Below are 21,494 nucleotides of genomic sequence, written 5' to 3'. Positions count from 1 at the left end.
CGGTGATCACGCCAACCAATGACGCGCCAACCATTGATGTGGTGGCCAATGACTTTACTGAAAACGGCGCCGTTGAAGGCGATGTGGCCGCAACCTACACCACCTTTGATGAAGACGGTGATGCACTGACCGTGGACTTCACCCCAGGCAGCAATGACGACGGCTACTATGCGTTAGTCAACGGCGAAGTGGTATTAACCCAAGCCGGTGCGGACTTAGTCAACAACGGCGGCACGCTCCCAGCGGTCGACTTAACCGTCTCGGATGGCAGCTTAACCGGTCAAGACAGTGACACACCGGTGATCACGCCAACCAATGACGCGCCAACCATTGATGTGGTGGCCAATGACTTTACTGAAAACGGCGCCGCTGAAGGCGATGTGGCCGCAACCTACACCACCTTTGATGAAGACGGTGATGCACTGACCGTGGACTTCACCCCAGGCACCAATGACGACGGCTACTATGCGTTAGTCAACGGCGAAGTGGTATTAACCCAAGCCGGTGCAGATCTCGTTAACAACGGCGGCACCCTGCCCGCGGTCGACTTAACCGTCTCGGATGGCAGCTTAACCGGTCAAGACAGTGACACACCGGTGATCACGCCAACCAATGACGCGCCAACCATTGATGTGGTGGCCAATGACTTTACTGAAAACAGCGCCGTTGAAGGCGATGTGGCCGCAACCTACACCACCTTTGATGAAGACGGTGATGCACTGACCGTGGACTTCACCCCAGGCACCAATGACGACGGCTACTATGCGTTAGTCAACGGCGAAGTGGTATTAACCCAAGCCGGTGCAGATTTAGTCAACAACGGCGGCACCCTGCCCGCGGTCGACTTAACCGTCTCGGATGGCAGCTTAACCGGTCAAGACAGTGACACACCGGTGATCACGCCAACCAATGACGCGCCAACCATTGATGTGGTGGCCAATGACTTTACTGAAAACGGCGCCGCTGAAGGCGATGTGGCCGCAACCTACACCACCTTTGATGAAGACGGTGATGCACTGACCGTGGACTTCACCCCAGGCACCAATGACGACGGCTACTATGCGTTAGTGAACGGCGAAGTGGTATTAACCCAAGCCGGTGCAGATTTAGTCAACAACGGCGGCACCCTGCCCGCGGTCGACTTAACCGTCTCGGATGGCAGCTTAACCGGTCAAGACAGTGACACACCGGTGATCACGCCAACCAATGACGCGCCAACCATTGATGTGGTGGCCAATGACTTTACTGAAAACGTCGCCGCTGAAGGCGATGTGGCCGCAACCTACACCACCTTTGATGAAGACGGTGATGCACTGACCGTGGACTTCACCCCAGGCASCAATGACGACGGCTACTATGCGTTAGTCAACGGCGAAGTGGTATTAACCCAAGCCGGTGCAGATCTCGTTAACAACGGCGGCACGCTCCCAGCGGTCGACTTAACCGTCTCGGATGGCAGCTTAACCGGTCAAGACAGTGACACACCGGGTATTGCGGGTCAAAATGACGCGCCAACCATTGATGTGGTGGCCAATGACTTTACTGAAAACRGCGCCGCTGAAGGCGATGTGGCCGCAACCTACACCACCTTTGATGAAGACGGTGATGCACTGACCGTGGACTTCACCCCAGGCAGCAATGACGACGGCTACTATGCGTTAGTGAACGGCGAAGTGGTATTAACCCAAGCCGGTGCGGACTTAGTCAACAACGGCGGCACCCTGCCTGCGGTCGACTTAACCGTCTCGGATGGCAGCTTAACCGGTCAAGACAGTGACACACCGGTGATCACATTAGTAAATGATGCTCCTGAATCTGACAGCTACAGCTTTAGTTATAACGAAAACAGCACTGACACCACGGTGATTGGCACGGTTACGGCCACCGATCCTGAAGGCACGCCAGTGACGTACAGTATCGTCAGCGGCAATGACCAAGGCTGGTTTGAGATTGATGCCAACACCGGTGTCATCACCTTGACCCCAGCGGGCGTTGCGGCAGTAGCCAACGATTTTGAAGCCTTAGCCAACGTGCATAACATTGTGGTCGGCGCCTCAGATGGCGTGAACACCACCAACATCGACGTCAAACTGACTGAGCTTGATGTCAATGAAGGCCCTGAGTTCACCCCACCGGTGGGCGAGGACAGCTACAGCTTCACCTACCTTGAAAACAGCACTGACACCACGGTGATTGGCACGGTTACGGCCACCGATCCTGAAGGCACGCCAGTGACGTACAGTATCGTCAGCGGCAATGACCAAGGCTGGTTTGAGATTGATGCCAACACCGGTGTCATCACCTTGACCCCAGCGGGCGTTGCGGCAGTAGCCAACGATTTTGAAGCCTTAGCCAACGTGCATAACCTTGTGGTCGGCGCCTCAGATGGCGTGAACACCACCAACATCGACGTCAAACTGACTGAGCTCGATGTCAATGAAGGCCCTGAGTTCACCCCACCGGTGGGCGAGGACAGCTACAGCTTTAGTTATAACGAAAACAGCACTGACACCACGGTGATTGGCACGGTTACGGCCACCGATCCTGAAGGCACGCCAGTGACGTACAGCTTCGTCAGCGGCAATGACCAAGGCTGGTTTGAGATTGATGCCAACACCGGCGTCATCACCTTGACCCCAGCTGGCGTTGCGGCAGTAGCCAACGATTTTGAAGCCTTAGCCAACGTGCATAACCTTGTGGTCGGCGCCTCAGATGGCGTGAACACCACCAACATCGACGTCAAACTGACTGAGCTCGATGTCAATGAAGGCCCTGAGTTCACCCCACCGGTGGGCGAGGACAGCTACAGCTTCACCTACCTTGAAAACAGCACTGACACCACGGTGATTGGCACGGTTACGGCCACCGATCCTGAAGGCACGCCAGTGACGTACAGTATCGTCAGCGGCAATGACCAAGGCTGGTTTGAGATTGATGCCAACACTGGTGTCATCACCTTGACCCCAGCTGGCGTTGCGGCAGTGGCCAACGATTTTGAAGCCTTAGCCAACGTGCATAACCTTGTGGTCGGCGCCTCAGATGGCGTGAACACCACCAACATCGACGTCAAACTGACTGAGCTCGATGTCAATGAAGGCCCTGAGTTCACCCCACCGGTGGGCGAGGACAGCTACAGCTTTAGTTATAACGAAAACAGCACTGACACCACGGTGATTGGCACGGTTACGGCCACCGATCCTGAAGGCACGCCAGTGACGTACAGTATCGTCAGCGGCAATGACCAAGGCTGGTTTGAGATTGATGCCAACACCGGCGTCATCACCTTGACCCCAGCGGGCGTTGCGGCAGTAGCCAACGATTTTGAAGCCTTAGCCAACGTGCATAACCTTGTGGTCGGCGCCTCAGATGGCGTGAACACCACCAACATCGACGTCAAACTGACTGAGCTCGATGTCAATGAAGGCCCTGAGTTCACCCCACCGGTGGGCGAGGACAGCTACAGCTTCACCTACCTTGAAAACAGCACTGACACCACGGTGATTGGCACGGTTACGGCCACCGATCCTGAAGGCACGCCAGTGACGTACAGTATCGTCAGCGGCAATGACCAAGGCTGGTTTGAGATTGATGCCAACACCGGCGTCATCACCTTGACCCCAGCTGGCGTTGCGGCAGTAGCCAACGATTTTGAAGCCTTAGCCAACGTGCATAACCTTGTGGTCGGCGCCTCAGATGGCGTGAACACCACCAACATCGACGTCAAACTGACTGAGCTCGATGTCAATGAAGGCCCTGAGTTCACCCCACCGGTGGGCGAGGACAGCTACAGCTTCACCTACCTTGAAAACAGCACTGACACCACGGTGATTGGCACGGTTACGGCCACCGATCCTGAAGGCACGCCAGTGACGTACAGCATCGTCAGCGGCAATGACCAAGGCTGGTTTGAGATTGATGCCAACACCGGCGTCATCACCTTGACCCCAGCGGGCGTTGCGGCAGTGGCCAACGATTTTGAAGCCTTAGCCAACGTGCATAACCTTGTGGTCGGCGCCTCAGATGGCGTGAACACCACCAACATCGACGTCAAACTGACTGAGCTCGATGTCAATGAAGGCCCTGAGTTCACCCCACCGGTGGGCGAGGACAGCTACAGCTTCACCTACCTTGAAAACAGCACTGACACTACGGTGATTGGCACGGTTACGGCCACCGATCCTGAAGGCACGCCAGTGACGTACAGCATCGTCAGCGGCAATGACCAAGGCTGGTTTGAGATTGATGCCAACACCGGCGTCATCACCTTGACCCCAGCGGGCGTTGCGGCAGTGGCCAACGATTTTGAAGCCTTAGCCAACGTGCATAACCTTGTGGTCGGCGCCTCAGATGGCGTGAACACCACCAACATCGACGTCAAACTGACTGAGCTCGATGTCAATGAAGGCCCTGAGTTCACCCCACCGGTGGGCGAGGACAGCTACAGCTTCACCTACCTTGAAAACAGCACTGACACTACGGTGATTGGCACGGTTACGGCCACCGATCCTGAAGGCACACCAGTGACGTACAGCATCGTCAGCGGCAATGACCAAGGCTGGTTTGAGATTGATGCCAACACCGGCGTCATCACCTTGACCCCAGCGGGCGTTGCGGCAGTGGCCAACGATTTTGAAGCCTTAGCCAACGTGCATAACCTTGTGGTCGGCGCCTCAGATGGCGTGAACACCACCAACATCGACGTCAAACTGACTGAGCTCGATGTCAATGAAGGCCCTGAGTTCACCCCACCGGTGGGCGAGGACAGCTACAGCTTCACCTACCTTGAAAACAGCACTGACACCACGGTGATTGGCACGGTTACGGCCACCGATCCTGAAGGCACGCCAGTGACGTACAGTATCGTCAGCGGCAATGACCAAGGCTGGTTTGAGATTGATGCCAACACTGGTGTCATCACCTTGACCCCAGCGGGCGTTGCGGCAGTAGCCAACGATTTTGAAGCCTTAGCCAACGTGCATAACCTTGTGGTCGGCGCCTCAGATGGCGTGAACACCACCAACATCGACGTCAAACTGACTGAGCTCGATGTCAATGAAGGCCCTGAGTTCACCCCACCGGTGGGCGAGGACAGCTACAGCTTTAGTTATAACGAAAACAGCACTGACACCACGGTGATTGGCACGGTTACGGCCACCGATCCTGAAGGCACGCCAGTGACGTACAGTATCGTCAGCGGCAATGACCAAGGCTGGTTTGAGATTGATGCCAACACCGGTGTCATCACCTTGACCCCAGCGGGCGTTGCGGCAGTAGCCAACGATTTTGAAGCCTTAGCCAACGTGCATAACCTTGTGGTCGGCGCCTCAGATGGCGTGAACACCACCAACATCGACGTCAAACTGACTGAGCTCGATGTCAATGAAGGCCCTGAGTTCACCCCACCGGTGGGCGAGGACAGCTACAGCTTCACCTACCTTGAAAACAGCACTGACACCACGGTGATTGGCACGGTTACGGCCACCGATCCTGAAGGCACGCCAGTGACGTACAGCATCGTCAGCGGCAATGACCAAGGCTGGTTTGAGATTGATGCCAACACCGGTGTCATCACCTTGACCCCAGCGGGCGTTGCGGCAGTAGCCAACGATTTTGAAGCCTTAGCCAACGTGCATAACCTTGTGGTCGGCGCCTCAGATGGCGTGAACACCACCAACATCGACGTCAAACTGACTGAGCTCGATGTCAATGAAGGCCCTGAGTTCACCCCACCGGTGGGCGAGGACAGCTACAGCTTCACCTACCTTGAAAACAGCACTGACACCACGGTGATTGGCACGGTTACGGCCACCGATCCTGAAGGCACGCCAGTGACGTACAGYATCGTCAGCGGCAATGACCAAGGCTGGTTTGAGATTGATGCCAACACCGGTGTCATCACCTTGACCCCAGCGGGCGTTGCGGCAGTAGCCAACGATTTTGAAGCCTTAGCCAACGTGCATAACCTTGTGGTCGGCGCCTCAGATGGCGTGAACACCACCAACATCGACGTCAAACTGACTGAGCTCGATGTCAATGAAGGCCCAGTCATCAACGATTACACAGATACCATTAATGACACTATTGCTAATGGAACTGCTGTTTATAACGTCAATGATGCTAATACAGAAAATGACACAGATGTTGATGGTGATACTCTGACTTACTCGTTTATGCATTCAGATGGTTCGAATAGCTTAATCAGTGAAGATGGTGCGTTTATTATTAATGCTCAAACCGGTGTGATTTCAGTCTATGACACCACGCAAATTGATTATGAAAATGGCAGCCAAATTCAATTAACAGTTAATACAACTGACGGTAGTTTGTCTGATACAGCACTGGTCACATTCAACTTAAATAATGTTGACGCTATTGATGATACTCCAGGCACAATCTATAGCGCGTCTTCAAGCAGCACTGATGTATGGACAATTCCACTTGATGAGAATGGAGAGCCTAAATTCACTATTAGTGCACGAAATGCTGATGGCACCACAGGTGAAGTAAATATATCTAGTGATAACAATAAACTTGGCGTTGATGGATCACCTCGAACCTCAGGGCAAATATCTGAACAAATTGAATATGATTCGGCCACAGGAACCTCTGAAGCAATTGTCATTGATTTCAATGGATTAGTGAATCAAGCAACATTTAGTGTGGCTAACTTGTTTGGTGATGAAAATTCTGGCGAGCAAGGTGTCTGGAAAGCGTATTACAACGGTGAACTGGTTGACACCCAAACCTTCACTACAGGCGCTGGCAATACAACTGGAACATTTACAATTAACACTGGTAATTTAGTGTTCGACCAACTTGTGTTTGAAGCATTACCTACGATAAGTGAGCAAAATGGAGGCCCAGCATTAGCTGATTCTTCTGATTACTACTTAACATCTATTGATGTTACAGGACCAGCCCTTGTTGGTACGATAATAACCAGCGAATCTGAAATACTTTACGTCGATACCGCTACGGAAGGCCTATTAGCCAATGATGTCGATGCTCAAGGCCATGACTTCGCACTTACCGCGATTAACGGTGAGGATGTCACTTCAGGACAAACCGTTACTTTAGCCAGTGGCGCATTGTTAACGATTTACAGTGATGGGACATACACTTACAACCCTAACGGTGTATTTGACGGCCTTGCATCAGGTGAGTTAACTACGGATACATTTACTTACACAGTCACTGACGAATATGGTGCAACTGATACAGCGACTGTAACAGTGAACATTGTCGGTACGAATGACCTTGTGTCCATAGACACTCCAGACTCATTAGAAGTCTTTGAAGCTGGTCTAATTAACGGCACTAATATTAATGCTGCAACAGAGACAACAGGCAGTATGGTCATTAACGTCAAAGATGGATTAGACCGTATTACTGTCCAAGTTGATGGAAACAACACTACATTAACTTTAGCGGTACTGATGGCAGCATCATTAACGTCACCAATTATTATAGCGGGTGAATTTGGTGAACTATCTATTACCGGATATAACGACGGTTCATTAGAATACACTTATACTCTAACGAGTGCTCAAGACCATACAGGCTCTAATAGCGAAACATTGACCGACGCCTTCCAAATAACAGCATTTGATGTTGATGGCGACTATGCATCGACGACCCTAAATGCAATAGTACATGACGATGAACCAATCGCGGTAAATAACACTGCCACGCTCACTGTCACGCAAGACTCTTTTGCAATTATCGGTGGGGTTGAAGCAGAGTGGAAAACGATTACCGGAGGTAGAAACGTTAGCAAATTTGATGGTGACGTTGGCTCGGGTGGTGAAGACAATGACGATGCATTAGACCAAGTGCGTTGGGGCCAGACCAATGGCTCTAAGTCAGGTTATGGTTTTATCGATAATGACGACGTCCTAAATGGCGAAGTTACACTAAACCAAGATATCGTATTAGGAACCTTTACACACTATAACTATCCAATCAGCAGTGGCTCTTCAATCACTGCCGCGACCATGGATGTTGTATTTAATATCATTGACTCGTTTGGCAACGTGACACCTGTAACACTAACGCTTAACTTCTCACACAATGAAACGCCTAACAGCGGAGCCGACCCTCGCGATATCGTTACCGTAGGTAACACTAACGTTACCTTTAATTACGAAGGTGATCTATACACAATTCAAGTAATTGGATTCAAGGATGATAACGGAGATGTTATTACATCGATTTATACTGATGAAAACGCATCTACTAGCTATGAATTAGTCATAAGGATGGTTGCTGGCAGTGGTTATAGCCTTCCTTCTGTTGAAGGTGATGTCTTGGACAATGATATTACCGGAGCAGATACCAGTTATGTCATTGGTGTTGCTGCAGGTGATCAAGTTAGTACTAACGTAACAGGAAATGTTGGTGTGTCAATAACAGGGCAATATGGCACTGTTATCATTAACAACGACGGTAGTTACACCTACGAATTAACGACAACAACTGATGCTATCCCATCAGGTGCGGTAGATGTATTTACCTATACCATAAGTGATGCCGATGGTGATATTTCAAGTGCTACGCTTACAGTAGATGTTAATGTAGTCAATGCGCAAGATGTACCCGTGGAAGATGCAAACAATATCACCACCACTGGCGGTAGCCTCAACGACACGATTATCGTTGTAGGTGGCGAGAATGGGTTGAATCAGAAACAAGTTAACGTGAGTTTTGGTGGTGACCTATACGGCGAGATAACCGATGTTAATGGTAACTCTGTAACAACAAATGGAAGCAATCTAACAAGCTATAGTACTGACACAACACAAGTTATCAGTGGTGGTTCTGGCAGCGACCACATAGAAACAGGTCGTGGCGGAGATATTATTTATGCTGGTGAAACTGGTGCATTTGGTTACCAATCTGACGACGAGTTAGAATTATCAATCGACACAATCGCTAATCACCATATCATGACTGGCACATTATCAGGTACCGACAGCATTATTGATACAGATGGCTTATTACTTGCCACTGATGTTGCTTCTCAGCAAGCTGACGTTGTTAACAGTGGTAGCGGTAACGATTATATATATGGTCAATCAGGCTCTGATATACTCTACGGCCATACCGGTAATGACTATATCGACGGCGGAAGTCATAATGACGGTTTACGTGGTGGAGCAGGGAACGACACATTAATCGGTGGCTTGGGTGATGATGTATTACGAGGTGATGCTGGTAATGACACCTTTAAATGGCAACTGGGTGAATTTGGTAACGACATCATTTCTGACTTTAACCATACAGAAGATAAAATTGATTTGAGTGATTTACTGATTAATGAAGAATACAATAATCTAGAAAACTTACTCAATTTCAACCATGACGCTAATGGTTCTAGTGTGATAGAAATTGATGCTGACGGCGATGGTGTTTTTGAACAAACCATTACGCTTGATGGTGTGGACTTATCAAGCATCTATGGTAGCTCAGAAGATGGCGTTATCATCAATGGGTTACTTGATGACGGTGCGCTAATTGTTGATACAGCTTCAACGACAACACCGGATGCGCAAGGAGTGAGCCCATTTGTAACCAACCAAGATGATGGCCAAGTTATCCCTTAAGCAGAGTAAACTAAAGCACTTCATAGCTTTATGGAGTGCTTTAGTAGATACTCACTTTTAAAATTACTCATAATAAAAACAATAAGGATATCTTCATCGTGTCTGTTAGTGCCGCCAACACTCAAGAACAGTGGAGCATTTCGGCCTCACAACGTGTGACAGTCGATCCACTATTAGATAGTCTTGTCCTTTTAACAGAGCATTTTGGTAGCCCATGCTCTGGTGAGTCATTGGCGGCTGGGCTTCCCCTAACGAGTGCGGTACTATCTCCCGATTTACTGCCACAAGCGGCAGCGCGTGCAGGTTTATCGGCAAAATTAACTCGAAAAGATCTCAATCAATTATCTGCGATTTTATTACCTTGCATTCTGCTACTTAAAAATCAAAAAGCCTGTATTCTTCGCAGTATCGACATTGAGAAAGACGAAGTCATTATTCAGTTACCAGAAACTGGTGGCGAAGAAACAATGTCGGTCGAAGAGCTAGAAACACTCTACGTAGGCTATTTATTCTTAGTTAAGCAACACTACAGAGGCGATAAAAGTGTTGACGTGCACATTCACGACAACTCAGTACACTGGCTTAAACAAAGTATTATCGATGCAGCCCCCATATATCGAGATGCCTTAGTCGCATCAATTTTAGTTAACATATTTGCCTTAGTCTCCCCACTGTTTATCATGAATGTCTATGATAAAGTCGTACCAAACTTGGCATTTGACTCTCTTTGGGTCCTTGCCATCGGTGCAAGCATTGCCTATTTATTTGACTTTGTTATGCGTCAACTTCGCAGTTACTTAATTGATGTCGCGGGTAAAAAAGTCGACATTATTGTCTCTTCTAAATTATTTGCAAAAGCCATTGGTATCCCCCTATCAGAGCGCTCACCGAGTGTCGGTGGTATGGCAAGGCAATTAGGCGAATTCGACAGTATTCGTGAGTTCTTAACCTCAGCGACAATCACTTCCTTAGTGGATTTGCCCTTCGCTATCTTATTCATCATTGTGATTTATATCGTTGCCGGTGATTTAGCAGCCATTCCCGTTATTTCAGGCTTATTCATTATCGGCGTTACAATATATGCCCAGCCAAGACTGAAAGCATCAATCGAAGAAAGTAATCGCTTCGCCAGCCTAAAACATGGTCATTTAATTGAAAGTTTAACAGCCATTGAAGCCATTAAAGCCAATGGTGCTGAAGGCATCGTTCAAAAGAGTTGGCAGCAAATGATTGGCCATACAGCTAACTGGGAGTTAAAAACCAAAAAAATCACTAATTTCCTTGCAAACTTTGCCAATTTTGCCGTACAAACCAGCGTAGTTGCTGTTGTTATATTAGGTGTTTACCGACTTGCAGATAATGAATTATCTATGGGAGGCATAATCGCGGCAGTCATGCTTACAAGCCGCGCCGTAACGCCTATGGCTCAGCTTGCGTCACTCATTACTCGCGGTAATTACACCCGAAGTTCACTTCGCCAACTTGATGAAATAATGGCAAAAGAAAGTGAATTTGAAAACAAAGGAAACTTAGTCAGTAAAGAAAGATTAAACGGAAAAATTACAGCAGATAACATCAGCTTTAGTTTTCCTGAGGCCGAAAAACCAATACTACACCCTATGTCAATCCACATAGAACCTGGAGAGAGAATCGCTATTATCGGCCGTAATGGCTCAGGAAAAAGCACCCTAGCAAAACTACTTCTCGGTTTATACAGCCCAAGCCAAGGCAGTTTGAGATATGACGGAATAGACGCAGGACAAATCCACCCTAGTGATTTACGGCGTAACTTTGGTTATTTACCACAAGATGTCACCTTGTTTCATGGCAGTATTCGAGACAACATTCTTTTTGGTACACGCCAAGTAAGTGAACACCAGTTAATTAGGGCGGTACAATTGTCAGGAGTGAGTCAATTTACTCATTTAGAATCAGAAGGATTAGACATGCAGGTGGGCGAAGGAGGGCTTTCTTTGAGCCGTGGCCAACGACAAACTGTAGCCCTTGCCAGAGCAACATTAAACGACCCACCAGTATTATTAATGGATGAACCCACAGCAAGTTTAGACGCCAGAGCAGAGAAACAATTTATGCGTTCTATGGCACAAGTGAGTAAAAATAGAACACTATTATTAATCACACATAAAATGCACTTACTTAACTTGGTTGACAGAATTATTGTACTTGAACGTGGTCATGTACTGGCCGACGGCCCTAAAGATGAAGTGCTTGCCAAACTTAACTCCGGCGCAATGGCGGGAGATCAAAACGCATGAGCAAACACTTAACCGCCGAAGATTTAGAAATGGTTGATGACGTATATGGGGCAATGATGACAGATGCGCCCACAGGCCACAGGCTGATCATATGGTCACTCGCTGCCATGATGCTTTGTTTTGTTATTTGGGCTTATTTTTCTGAATTAGACCAAGTCACCACGGGTGAAGGCAAAGTCATTCCATCATCACAATTGCAAGTGATTCAAAGTTTGGACGGCGGGATATTGCAAGAGATATTTGTTCAGGAAGGTGTCATGGTCACCAAAGGTCAACCATTAGCTCGTATCGATGATACACGTTTTCGATCTGATTTTGGCCAACAAGAACAAGAAGTCTACGGCTTACAAACTAACATTATCCGTATGCGGGCAGAGCTCGACAGCATTGTCATTTCCGACATGTCTGCAGATTGGCGTGAGCAAGTAAAAATTACTAAGCAAGCGCTAATATTTCCTGGCTCAATAATTGAAGCTGAACCAGAATTAGTTAAAAGACAACAACAAGAGTACTCGTTGCGTTTAGATAACCTCAGCAACCAGCTAGAGATTTTAGTTCGTCAAATTCAGCAGCGACAACAAGAAATTGAAGAGCTAGCCTCAAAAATTAATACTTTAACAACCAGTTACCAGTTAGTGACTCGCGAACTCGAATTAACCAGGCCACTCGCCCGCAAAGGTATAGTGCCAGAAGTCGAACTACTAAAGCTTGAGCGAACAGTAAACGACATTCAAGGCGAATTGCAATCACTGCGTATACTACGCCCAAAAGTGAAAGCCACGATGGATGAAGCCATCTTAAAACGTCGTGATGCTGTATTTGTGTACACCACTGATTTACGTGCACAACTGAACGAATTACAAACTAAATTATCTCGCATGAATCAGGCGCAAATTGGCGCTTTTGACAAAGTCAGTCGAGCGGTGATTACGTCACCTGTCATCGGTACGATTAAGAAAATTTATTTTAATACTTTAGGTGGAGTTGTTCAGCCAGGTGAACAAATCATTGAGATTGTGCCGTCAGAAGATAAACTATTGATAGAAACTAAAATTACACCTAAAGACATTGCATTTTTACATCCTGGACTTCCTGCTATAGTGAAAGTCACAGCATATGACTTTACTCGCTACGGCGGTCTCAAAGGTACCGTTGAACATATCAGTGCCGATACTTCACAAGATGAAGAAGGCAATAGTTTTTACATAATCAAAGTAAGAACTGAACAATCGAGTTTACTAAAAGACGATGGCACAGAGATGCCAATAATTCCAGGGATGCTCACTTCAGTGGACGTAATCACTGGGAAAAAATCAATACTTGAGTACATTTTAAATCCAATTTTAAGAGCAAAAGATACTGCTCTTAGAGAGCGCTAAGAAGAACCAGGAGGGTTTTAAATGAGCACTTTAAAAAATCAGCGAACTAAAGTCAGTGCTGTTGCACTTGCTTTGTCTATGCTGATTGCGCCTACTGCATCAAGCCAATCGCTTGAACAAGCTGTAGCACATACACTAGACACCAATCCAGATTTACGCATTGCTTTTAACCAATTTAAAGCACGCGAAGAACAGGTAAACCAGGCCTCTGCAGGCTACTTGCCTACCGTTGATTTATCTGCAGGCTACGGTTGGGAACAAACCAACAGCCCTTCAACACGTCGCAAAGCGGGTCAAGGCGATGTCGACGATGATGGTGTTATTGACTTAAACCGTGGCGAAGCAGGATTTAGTATTAAACAAATGTTATTTGATGGTTTTTATACTAGCAGCGAAGTTGACCGTTATTCATATGAAGCCAGTGCCGATCAATGGGCATTGTTTGCTGCAGCTGAAGACATGGCATTAACGGTTACTGAGGTATATCTGGACTATATACGCAATCAACAAGTGCTAACGCTGTCAGAAAAAAACCTAGAAAGTCATAAAGCCATTTACGATCAAATCAAAGAACGTACAGATTCAGGTTTGGGCTCAGTGGCTGACTTATCACAAATCACTGGTCGTTTAGCCCGAGCGCATGCAAATGTCATCTCAGCAAAAAATAACTTAGAAGATGCCAAGGCAGCCTTTGTGCGTATTGTTGAATCTGAACCAGAAAATTTAGTATTACCTGTACCTGATGCAGACATGCTACCTGAAAACTTAAATCAAGGTTTGATGAAAGCTAAAAATGATCATCCAATCCTTAAGTCTGCTGAAGGAGACATCAACGCGGCTAAAAATGAACGTAGTTCAGCCCAAGCCAATTACTTTCCACAGCTGAGTTTAGAACTAAACGGCAACTGGAATAATGATGTTGATGGCGAAGACGGGTACAGCTCACTTAGCAGCCAAAACGTCAATGGTCACAGCAACGACTTAGTCGCCATGGTTCGAGTTAAATATAACTTGTTTTCAGGCGGTAAAGATATTGCGCGAGATAGAGAAACCGCCTACAAGATTAACGAAGCGAAAGAAATCCAACAACGTGCATATCGCCAAGTTGTTGAAGGAATGTCGCTGGCTTGGAATGCCTATGAAATGCTTGCACCGCAAAAGCAATTTATTCGCGAGCACGTCATTGCAGCTAAACAAACCCAGGTTGCTTATGTGCAACAATTTAATCTAGGTCAGCGATCGCTGCTTGATTTACTCGATACTGAAAACGAGTTATTTGAAGCACGAAAAGACTATCTACAAACTGAATATGATGAAATTGCCGCGCGTTATCGAGTTCTAAATGCCGCAGGTAGCTTATTAGATTCTCTAAGAGTCACCCGTCCAGAAGAATGGCGCGGTGAATATGCCTATGATGGAGGCGTTAAATAATGAAATATTTAGTGATCCTAGTGGCGATACTCACCACAACGGCCTGCTCAATGAATGACATCGTTGAGCTCGATAAGCCAACAAAACAAAACTTTGATCTCACCGATATGGACAGCGATGGTGTTATCACCGCACGTGAACGCTGTGCAGGTACAATCCTAGGCGCAAGTATAGACAACTATGGTTGTGGCAAAGTCGTTGATATTAACCACAGCGAAGAGCTTAAAATTTTATTTGCGAATAACTCTGATGTTATCGAACCTCAGTATTATGACCAAGTTGAAAAAATTGCCAGGCTGATGAAAAAGCACCCAAATACAAAGGTGGTAATTGAAGGCCATTGCAGTATTAGAGGCAGTTATGAGCTCAACTTAGCGCTTTCTCAAAAACGCGCTAAAGCGGTAACAAATCTATTAGAAACCAGTTTTGATATCGATGCTAATCGAATGTCTGCAGTAGGTTACAGTTTTGATAGACCTGTTGATACCAGTGGCACACCAGAAGCTGAAGAGCGCAATCGTCGTGTCATTGCATCTGTAGCCGGTGAAAATACCATGTCAGACATGAGATGGAATATCTATACTGTTGACGAACTAGAAGAGTAATCGTCAAAAAAGGTATTAGTCATTGAGTCGTAAAGACGCACATGCCATCGCTACGTTTTCTAAAAGGGTCTGCCACAGTATTATTGTGACATCGGCCCTTTTAGTTTCGTTGCTATTTGCAGCACCGACTCAAGAGCTAAATCAACAACATATTGTGTCAGCATTAGCCAAGCGTTACGGTGATAGAGCAGCACTGCGCGCCAATGCTTGGTTTAAAATACTCAATGATGCACAACAGTTGAGCGATATCGAAAAATTAGAGAAGGTAAATCACTTCTTTAATCTGTTTAGATTTGTTGATGACAGCATTCTTTGGGGGGACTCAAATTATTGGGCATCACCAATGGAGTTTATTGGCGTGAACGGCGGTGATTGCGAAGACTTTTCAATCGCAAAATACTTCACGTTACTGCAACTTGGTGTCGCAGAAGACAAGCTGCGGATAACCATGGTAAAAGCCACAACGCTTAATCAATACCATATGGTATTAGCATATTACGAACAACCAAACTCAATACCTTTGGTACTCGATAACTTAGATAAAACCATAAAACCAGCAACACAAAGAAGAGACCTTCTACCTGTATACAGTTTTAATGGTAAACAATTATGGTTAAACAAAGAAAAAGGTCGTGGTGTCTTAGCGGGTTCATCTTCGCGCCTTGAGAAATGGACTGACCTTAAACTTAGATTAGGTGTAGATCGTTTACGCTTACCCAAACTCAACATGGAGTAGTAACAACATGACCTTGTTCAGGCAGATCTATGCGTTACTTTTTGCGCTTTTCTTATTAACCATAGCAAGCGTGGCCTATGTACAATTCTCAGAAACCCAAGGTTTTCTTACCAAACAAATGGAATCTGATCTTAATAATGCCAGCCATTCATTAGGATTAATGCTAACACCGGTACTTGAAGCTGGTGACACCGCAGGGGCAGAAACCCTAGTCAATGTTATTTTTGAGGGTGGATACTACCAACAAATTAAACTCACCTGGCTAGTCGATGGCAAACAACAAGTGTGGAATAACACAGTTAAAGTCGATTCCGTACCACAATGGTTTATTGATCTTGATCTATTTGCAAACATTAATAAACAAACCACGATTACCTCTGGCTGGTTACAGCTAGCAACGTTAGAGATCACCGCGCATCCTGGGTTTGGTTACCAAGAGTTGTGGCGCATTATCAGCGATATTATCATTTTATTTTCTATCCTATTTTTAATCGCAATCGCGTTTGCTCGAGTCGGTTTAAGTTGGATATTAAAGCCACTAAATACCCTTTCTTTACATGCAAAACAAATCGCTGAACGCCAATTTGGCCCAGATATGCCAACACCTAAAACCAAAGAACTCAAAGAGTTGGTCGACGCATTCAATAGTATGTCAGCCCAATTAAAACAAGTTTTTAGCTCACTCGACGAAGAAGTATCAGCCTTACGCAAAAAAAATCTAGTCGATCAGGTATCAGGTTTACCTAACAGACAATATATCGTCAGCCGAATTAATGGATGGTTAAGCGAACCCAGCACTGGGGCATTATACTTAGTTAAAATGGATTGGTTAGAAGACGTTCATAGCAAGTATGGTTTCCAAGTTCGTGACGAAACCATTCGCATTCTGTCGGAAAAACTACAACAACATCAAGATGAAATCGCACATTCGGTTATTGCTCGTATTGCAGCATATGAATTTGCATTTTTAGTCGAAGACTGCGAACACGATCAATTAACGAAATACTTGCAAAGTCTTATACGCACCGTCAATAAAGAAATATCTAAAGCAGGAAGCAAACCAAACGAGCAATTTAATATTGGGGTAGCAGAACGTTTAGGTCAAATGACGGTATCTGACATGATGGCTCAAGCAGATAATGCGCTACAACAATCAATTAAAGAAGCTAAAGTGTTTCACTGGTTTGAAAATACCCAGAAACAGCTTTTCACTCGAGAAGAATGGCGCAATAATTTAGGTAGTGCCATTCAAAATAAAAAATTCCAATTCCGTTGGCAGCCAATTCAACTAAGTGCTAAAAATGAAGTCTGCCAACGTGAGCTTTACTGCCAATTAAATATTGAAGATACCACCCTTCATGCAGGGCAATTTATGCCTTACGTGGAACTGTTATCACTTGGCACCCTACTCGACAGATGCCTTATCGAAACCGTTAACCAACACAAATTACTCGAACGTAATTATGAACGGGTCGCCATAAATTTAACGAATCAAAGTATTAGTGATACCGAGTTCCATGGTTGGCTCAAGCAATTTTTACGCGCAAATAAATTCCCTGAACGTATCTGTTTCGAAATACCAGAAGCCAGCGTATACAGTGATTTAGAAGCTTGTGAGAGCTTATGTAAGGTAATCCGCGATTGTGGTGCGCATTTTGGTATAGATCATTTTGGCCGTCAATTTGGTTCAATGGCTTACTTACAAAGCTTAAGACCACACTACGTCAAACTGGACCAATCATTTGCTTATATTGAAGACAATCAACACAACAGTGAGTTGTGCAGAGCCTTAGTGAACGTAGCGAAAGGGTTAGACATTCAAGTGATTGTTACGGGTATTCAAGAAAAACAACAACTCAGTCGCTTTACTGAGCTCAGAGTAGATGCCTACCAAGGCTTTATCTCACCACCCGTCAATATAAAACTTTAACGCTGAACCACATGTTCAAGATACAAACCACTTTTCGGAGTGGTTTTTTTTGAGGATACAACCTCGCTTAGATGGCGCAAAAACCTAGCAGTGTAAACTAGCATTAGGTTATACCGCTTCGCATTAATAAGAGAGTTTACAAGAAGCGTAGGCTACCTGAGCATTAAATCCAAAACGAAAACAAAAAAGCCACTCAAATGAGTGGCTTTTTTGTTAAATTGGTCGGTGATAGAGGATTCGAACCTCTGACCCTCTCGTCCCAAACGAGATGCGCTACCGGGCTGCGCTAATCACCGAAATCTATTTTAAACTGTGCAGTAAACCAATTAATCAAATTAACCTGTTCACTTAAATGTGGTCGGTGATAGAGGATTCGAACCTCTGACCCTCTCGTCCCAAACGAGATGCGCTACCGGGCTGCGCTAATCACCGAAATATACATAAAACAACAAATTGAATGGGGTGACTGATGGGGCTCGAACCCACGACAACCGGAATCACAATCCGGGACTCTACCAACTGAGCTACAATCACCACTGACTTTCAATCTACTAACCAATACAACATAACCACTGCTTACGGAATGGTGCGCCCAGAAGGATTCGAACCTTCGGCCTTACCCTCCGGAGGGGTACGCTCTATCCAGCTGAGCTATGGGCGCTCGCCTTGGTTAGCGACGCATATAGTAGGGATAAAACGCCCTCACGTCTAGCCCTGATTTACTTTTTTTAACTGACTGATTAAGTTTTGACTCATTTTAGAAAGTAAAATGCGCAATCCAGTCAATTATTAACTATATACTTACATTTATTTCGCTTGGATCACATTTATATTTATGGTAATTATAATGATTGTTCAAAAATATTTATTGCATAATTAGTAGGATAGTCGCAGTCTGGGATATGAATAAGGAAATTAGCCACTCAACAACATCGCCAAGAGTCGAGCACTTACAAAAAAGAGTGACTCGTTTAAAGCGTTTGGCTAAAAAATATAAACGTTCCGAAATTATTCAAAATGCCCTACTTGGTATTTCTAATATTGCTACCCAAGTAAAATCACTTGAAGACTTCTATCAGCGGGTACACTTACATCTTCAACAACTTATTCCAGCTGAAAACTTCTTTATAGCCTCAAGAGATCTTAAAACCGGCTTAACCAGCCTGCCCTTTTTTGCTGATTTACAAGACTCTCACCCCACAGATTTGTATCCCGACCAGGAGATTTCGTCATTACTCAATAGCGGCTTAACCGGATACGTATTACGAAACGGCGAGCCATTACTGTGTGATGACAAAAAGTTTAATGAACTCATCGCCAGCGGCGATATTAAAAGTTTGGGCTCTCCAAGCCATCAATGGCTCGGTGTACCGATTAAAAATCAAGATGTGGTGAGTGGCGTTTTAGTTGTTCAAAGTTATAACGAAGCCAATACATACGGTGAGTTAGAGCTAGAGTTAATGGGGTTTATTTGCCACCATATCTCTGGCGTAATGGAGCGACTTGAACATCATGAACAACTAGAACAAGCCATTACTGAGCGGACCAAAGAGCTTAGTCAAGCTTATGATAAAGTCAAAATTGAAGTTCAAGAGCGAGTAAAAGCCGAAAAACTACAAAAAACCTTATTCGAAATTGCAGATTTATCAGCATCAAATGTGTTACAGCAAGACTTTTATCTGCGTATTCACACTATTATCAGTCAGTTAATTCCTGCGCATAATTGTTTTATCTCATTGATAGACGATCACAATATGTTGTCATTTCCATTCTATGTATCGCAAATGACAGCCCAATATCCATCGTCACGCCCAATGCAAGATGGCTTAACCGAGTACATTTTACAACATAAGTTACCTCGATTATTGTCTGCCAAAGACATTGCCCAAATGGTCGCCAATGGTGAAGTCTACTCAAAATCTCCAGAGCTAAACAAAACTCAACGAATGCATCAGTGGATTGGTATACCGCTAATTATTAACGGCGATATTGCCGGAGCGTTAACCATTTACAGTCTTGATGACGAACATATCTATCAATTAAAAGACTTAGAATTACTGACTTTTGTATCGCAACACATTGCCAACGCAATCGAGCGCAAACAAGCCGTTGAATCACTCAAAAATAGCCATGAGCTTTTAGAAGATAAAGTCATAGAGCGAACACGAGCACTAGCCGAGCTCAATAACAACTTACAACAAGAAATTAATCAACGCCGTAAAATTGAAGATCAACTGGTACACGATGCTCAACACGACGGGCTAACAGGGTTGCCCAACAGAAGTTATTTAATGGAGCGCCTATCACACGCTCTTAAACATTTGCGCCGCCATGGTTTAGACCAGTTTGCCCTATTATTTATCGATTTAGACCGTTTTAAACTTATTAACGACTCTTTTGGTCATTTAGAAGGTGATCGCTTCTTAATAGAAACTGCACAACGGATTAAATCATGCGTACGCGATAATGACACCCTAGCAAGAATGGGCGGTGATGAGTTTGTGATATTACTCGACTCAATCAGCACAACAGATGATGCTATTGAAGTCTGCGAACGCATCTTACAAGCGTTATCTATGCCTTATGAGCTCGGTAAACAAGAGTTTATAGCCGGTGCCAGTATCGGTGTCGCTTTTAGTGGCCGTAATAAGTTAGTGACTAGCGAGTCTTTGCTTCGTGATGCTGATGCTGCCATGTACCAAGCTAAAGCCAATGGCAAAGGTTGCTATGTTATATTTGACGACAAGCTCAGTAACCAATCTAAACAACAACATGAATTGGAAGCTGACTTTAAGCAGGCACTAGATAAACAAGAGTTTGATATTCACTACGTTGAAGTGGTTGATTTCACCAGCGGCGAAATTATCGCAATTGAGCCCCAAATAGAGTGGCATCATCCAGAGCACGGACGCATTGAACACACTAAACTCAAGCATCTTGCGGCCCAATATCAACTCACACTTAATTTAGACGGGTATATATTTGCTCACCTAAGCCAGCAATATCATTTACTCAAACAGCAATATCACCAAGATATTACCTTGCACTTATCAATTAGCAGCCAACACATTAAAAATAAGTTTGTGCTACGCAACTTAAAAAACTCTATCAAAGCCAGTAATATCGACGCCAATAAGTTAATGTTATTTTTTAACGAGAAAGCGCTAGTGCAAGACACCGAAAACCACATCAATGGTTTCGATATGATTAGCCAATTAGGCGTTAAGATTGGTATTGATGGCTATGGCACAGGTTACAGCTCATTAAGTTGCCTAAGCTTTTTACCCATAACAGCATTAAAGCTAGATAACGACATTAGTAAACACTTACTCAATGACAAACAACTGCAACTGGTTAAAGCCTATCAACTTACTGCAGAAACCCTTAACTTTGACATGTATGCCACCACTGTCGACACACAACAACAAGTGCGGCAGTTTCTAGAGCTTGGTTACATTCGTGGCCAAGGTCGGGCTATCAGCAAATTATTTAACGAAAAAAAAAAGCCAACTAAATCCTGCGCCTAAATAATAAC

8 protein-coding genes and 4 tRNA genes are annotated in these 21,494 nt (G+C 45.3%); 8 read left to right on the top strand and 4 right to left on the bottom strand.

Translation table 11 applies throughout. The features are described from left to right. Window positions 1-2: 2 nt before the first annotated feature. From PQR79_RS18350 to PQR79_RS18320, 7 genes are all read left to right on the top strand, one after another. Window positions 3-9,602: a cadherin domain-containing protein gene (locus PQR79_RS18350; RefSeq protein ID WP_274408602.1), complete on the top strand. Its 9,600-nt coding sequence runs from the start codon at window positions 3-5 to the stop codon at window positions 9,600-9,602. Window positions 9,603-9,700: 98 nt separating this feature from the next. After that, complete coding sequence (locus tag PQR79_RS18345; RefSeq protein ID WP_238104449.1) at window positions 9,701-11,878, top strand: type I secretion system permease/ATPase; 2,178 nt, start codon at window positions 9,701-9,703, stop codon at window positions 11,876-11,878. Next, a complete protein-coding gene (locus tag PQR79_RS18340) occupies window positions 11,875-13,257 on the top strand; it encodes an HlyD family type I secretion periplasmic adaptor subunit (RefSeq protein WP_238104451.1) in 1,383 nt (460 codons plus the stop codon). Before PQR79_RS18345 ends, PQR79_RS18340 begins: the two co-directional genes overlap by 4 nt. 21 nt (window positions 13,258-13,278) lie before the next feature. Continuing rightward, the gene (locus PQR79_RS18335; RefSeq protein ID WP_238104453.1) at window positions 13,279-14,688 is read left to right on the top strand and encodes a TolC family outer membrane protein; all 1,410 of its coding nucleotides are present in this window, start codon (window positions 13,279-13,281) and stop codon (window positions 14,686-14,688) included. After that, window positions 14,688-15,293 carry an OmpA family protein gene (locus PQR79_RS18330; protein ID WP_238104455.1) on the top strand — a complete coding sequence of 202 codons (606 nt, stop codon included), beginning with the start codon at window positions 14,688-14,690 and terminating at the stop codon, window positions 15,291-15,293. Before PQR79_RS18335 ends, PQR79_RS18330 begins: the two co-directional genes overlap by 1 nt. 85 nt (window positions 15,294-15,378) lie before the next feature. Further along, window positions 15,379-16,029 (top strand): transglutaminase-like cysteine peptidase, encoded by a 651-nt coding sequence (locus tag PQR79_RS18325; RefSeq protein WP_372942882.1) that lies wholly within the window; start codon window positions 15,379-15,381, stop codon window positions 16,027-16,029. A 7-nt stretch (window positions 16,030-16,036) separates the two neighbouring features. Then, window positions 16,037-17,959 carry a bifunctional diguanylate cyclase/phosphodiesterase gene (locus tag PQR79_RS18320; protein ID WP_238104456.1) on the top strand — a complete coding sequence of 641 codons (1,923 nt, stop codon included), beginning with the start codon at window positions 16,037-16,039 and terminating at the stop codon, window positions 17,957-17,959. Between the two features lie 219 nt (window positions 17,960-18,178). Here PQR79_RS18320 and PQR79_RS18315 read toward each other — a convergent pair. From PQR79_RS18315 to PQR79_RS18300, 4 genes are all read right to left on the bottom strand, one after another. Beyond that, a tRNA-Pro gene (locus PQR79_RS18315) sits at window positions 18,179-18,255 on the bottom strand. 59 nt (window positions 18,256-18,314) lie between these two features. After that, window positions 18,315-18,391, bottom strand: a tRNA-Pro gene (locus PQR79_RS18310). Between the two features lie 26 nt (window positions 18,392-18,417). Further along, window positions 18,418-18,493 (bottom strand) — tRNA-His (locus tag PQR79_RS18305). Window positions 18,494-18,543: 50 nt separating this feature from the next. Continuing rightward, window positions 18,544-18,620: transfer RNA gene (locus tag PQR79_RS18300), tRNA-Arg, on the bottom strand. Between the two features lie 241 nt (window positions 18,621-18,861). Between PQR79_RS18300 and PQR79_RS18295 the strand changes: the two genes are divergently transcribed. Continuing rightward, complete coding sequence (locus PQR79_RS18295; RefSeq protein WP_238104458.1) at window positions 18,862-21,486, top strand: sensor domain-containing diguanylate cyclase; 2,625 nt, start codon at window positions 18,862-18,864, stop codon at window positions 21,484-21,486. The last annotated feature ends 8 nt before the right edge of the window (window positions 21,487-21,494 follow it).

The organism is Shewanella metallivivens (assembly GCF_028750675.1).
Taxonomy (GTDB): domain Bacteria; phylum Pseudomonadota; class Gammaproteobacteria; order Enterobacterales; family Shewanellaceae; genus Shewanella; species Shewanella metallivivens.
Note: the sequence above shows the minus strand (reverse complement) of the source record. Positions and strands in the feature narration are given on the sequence as shown.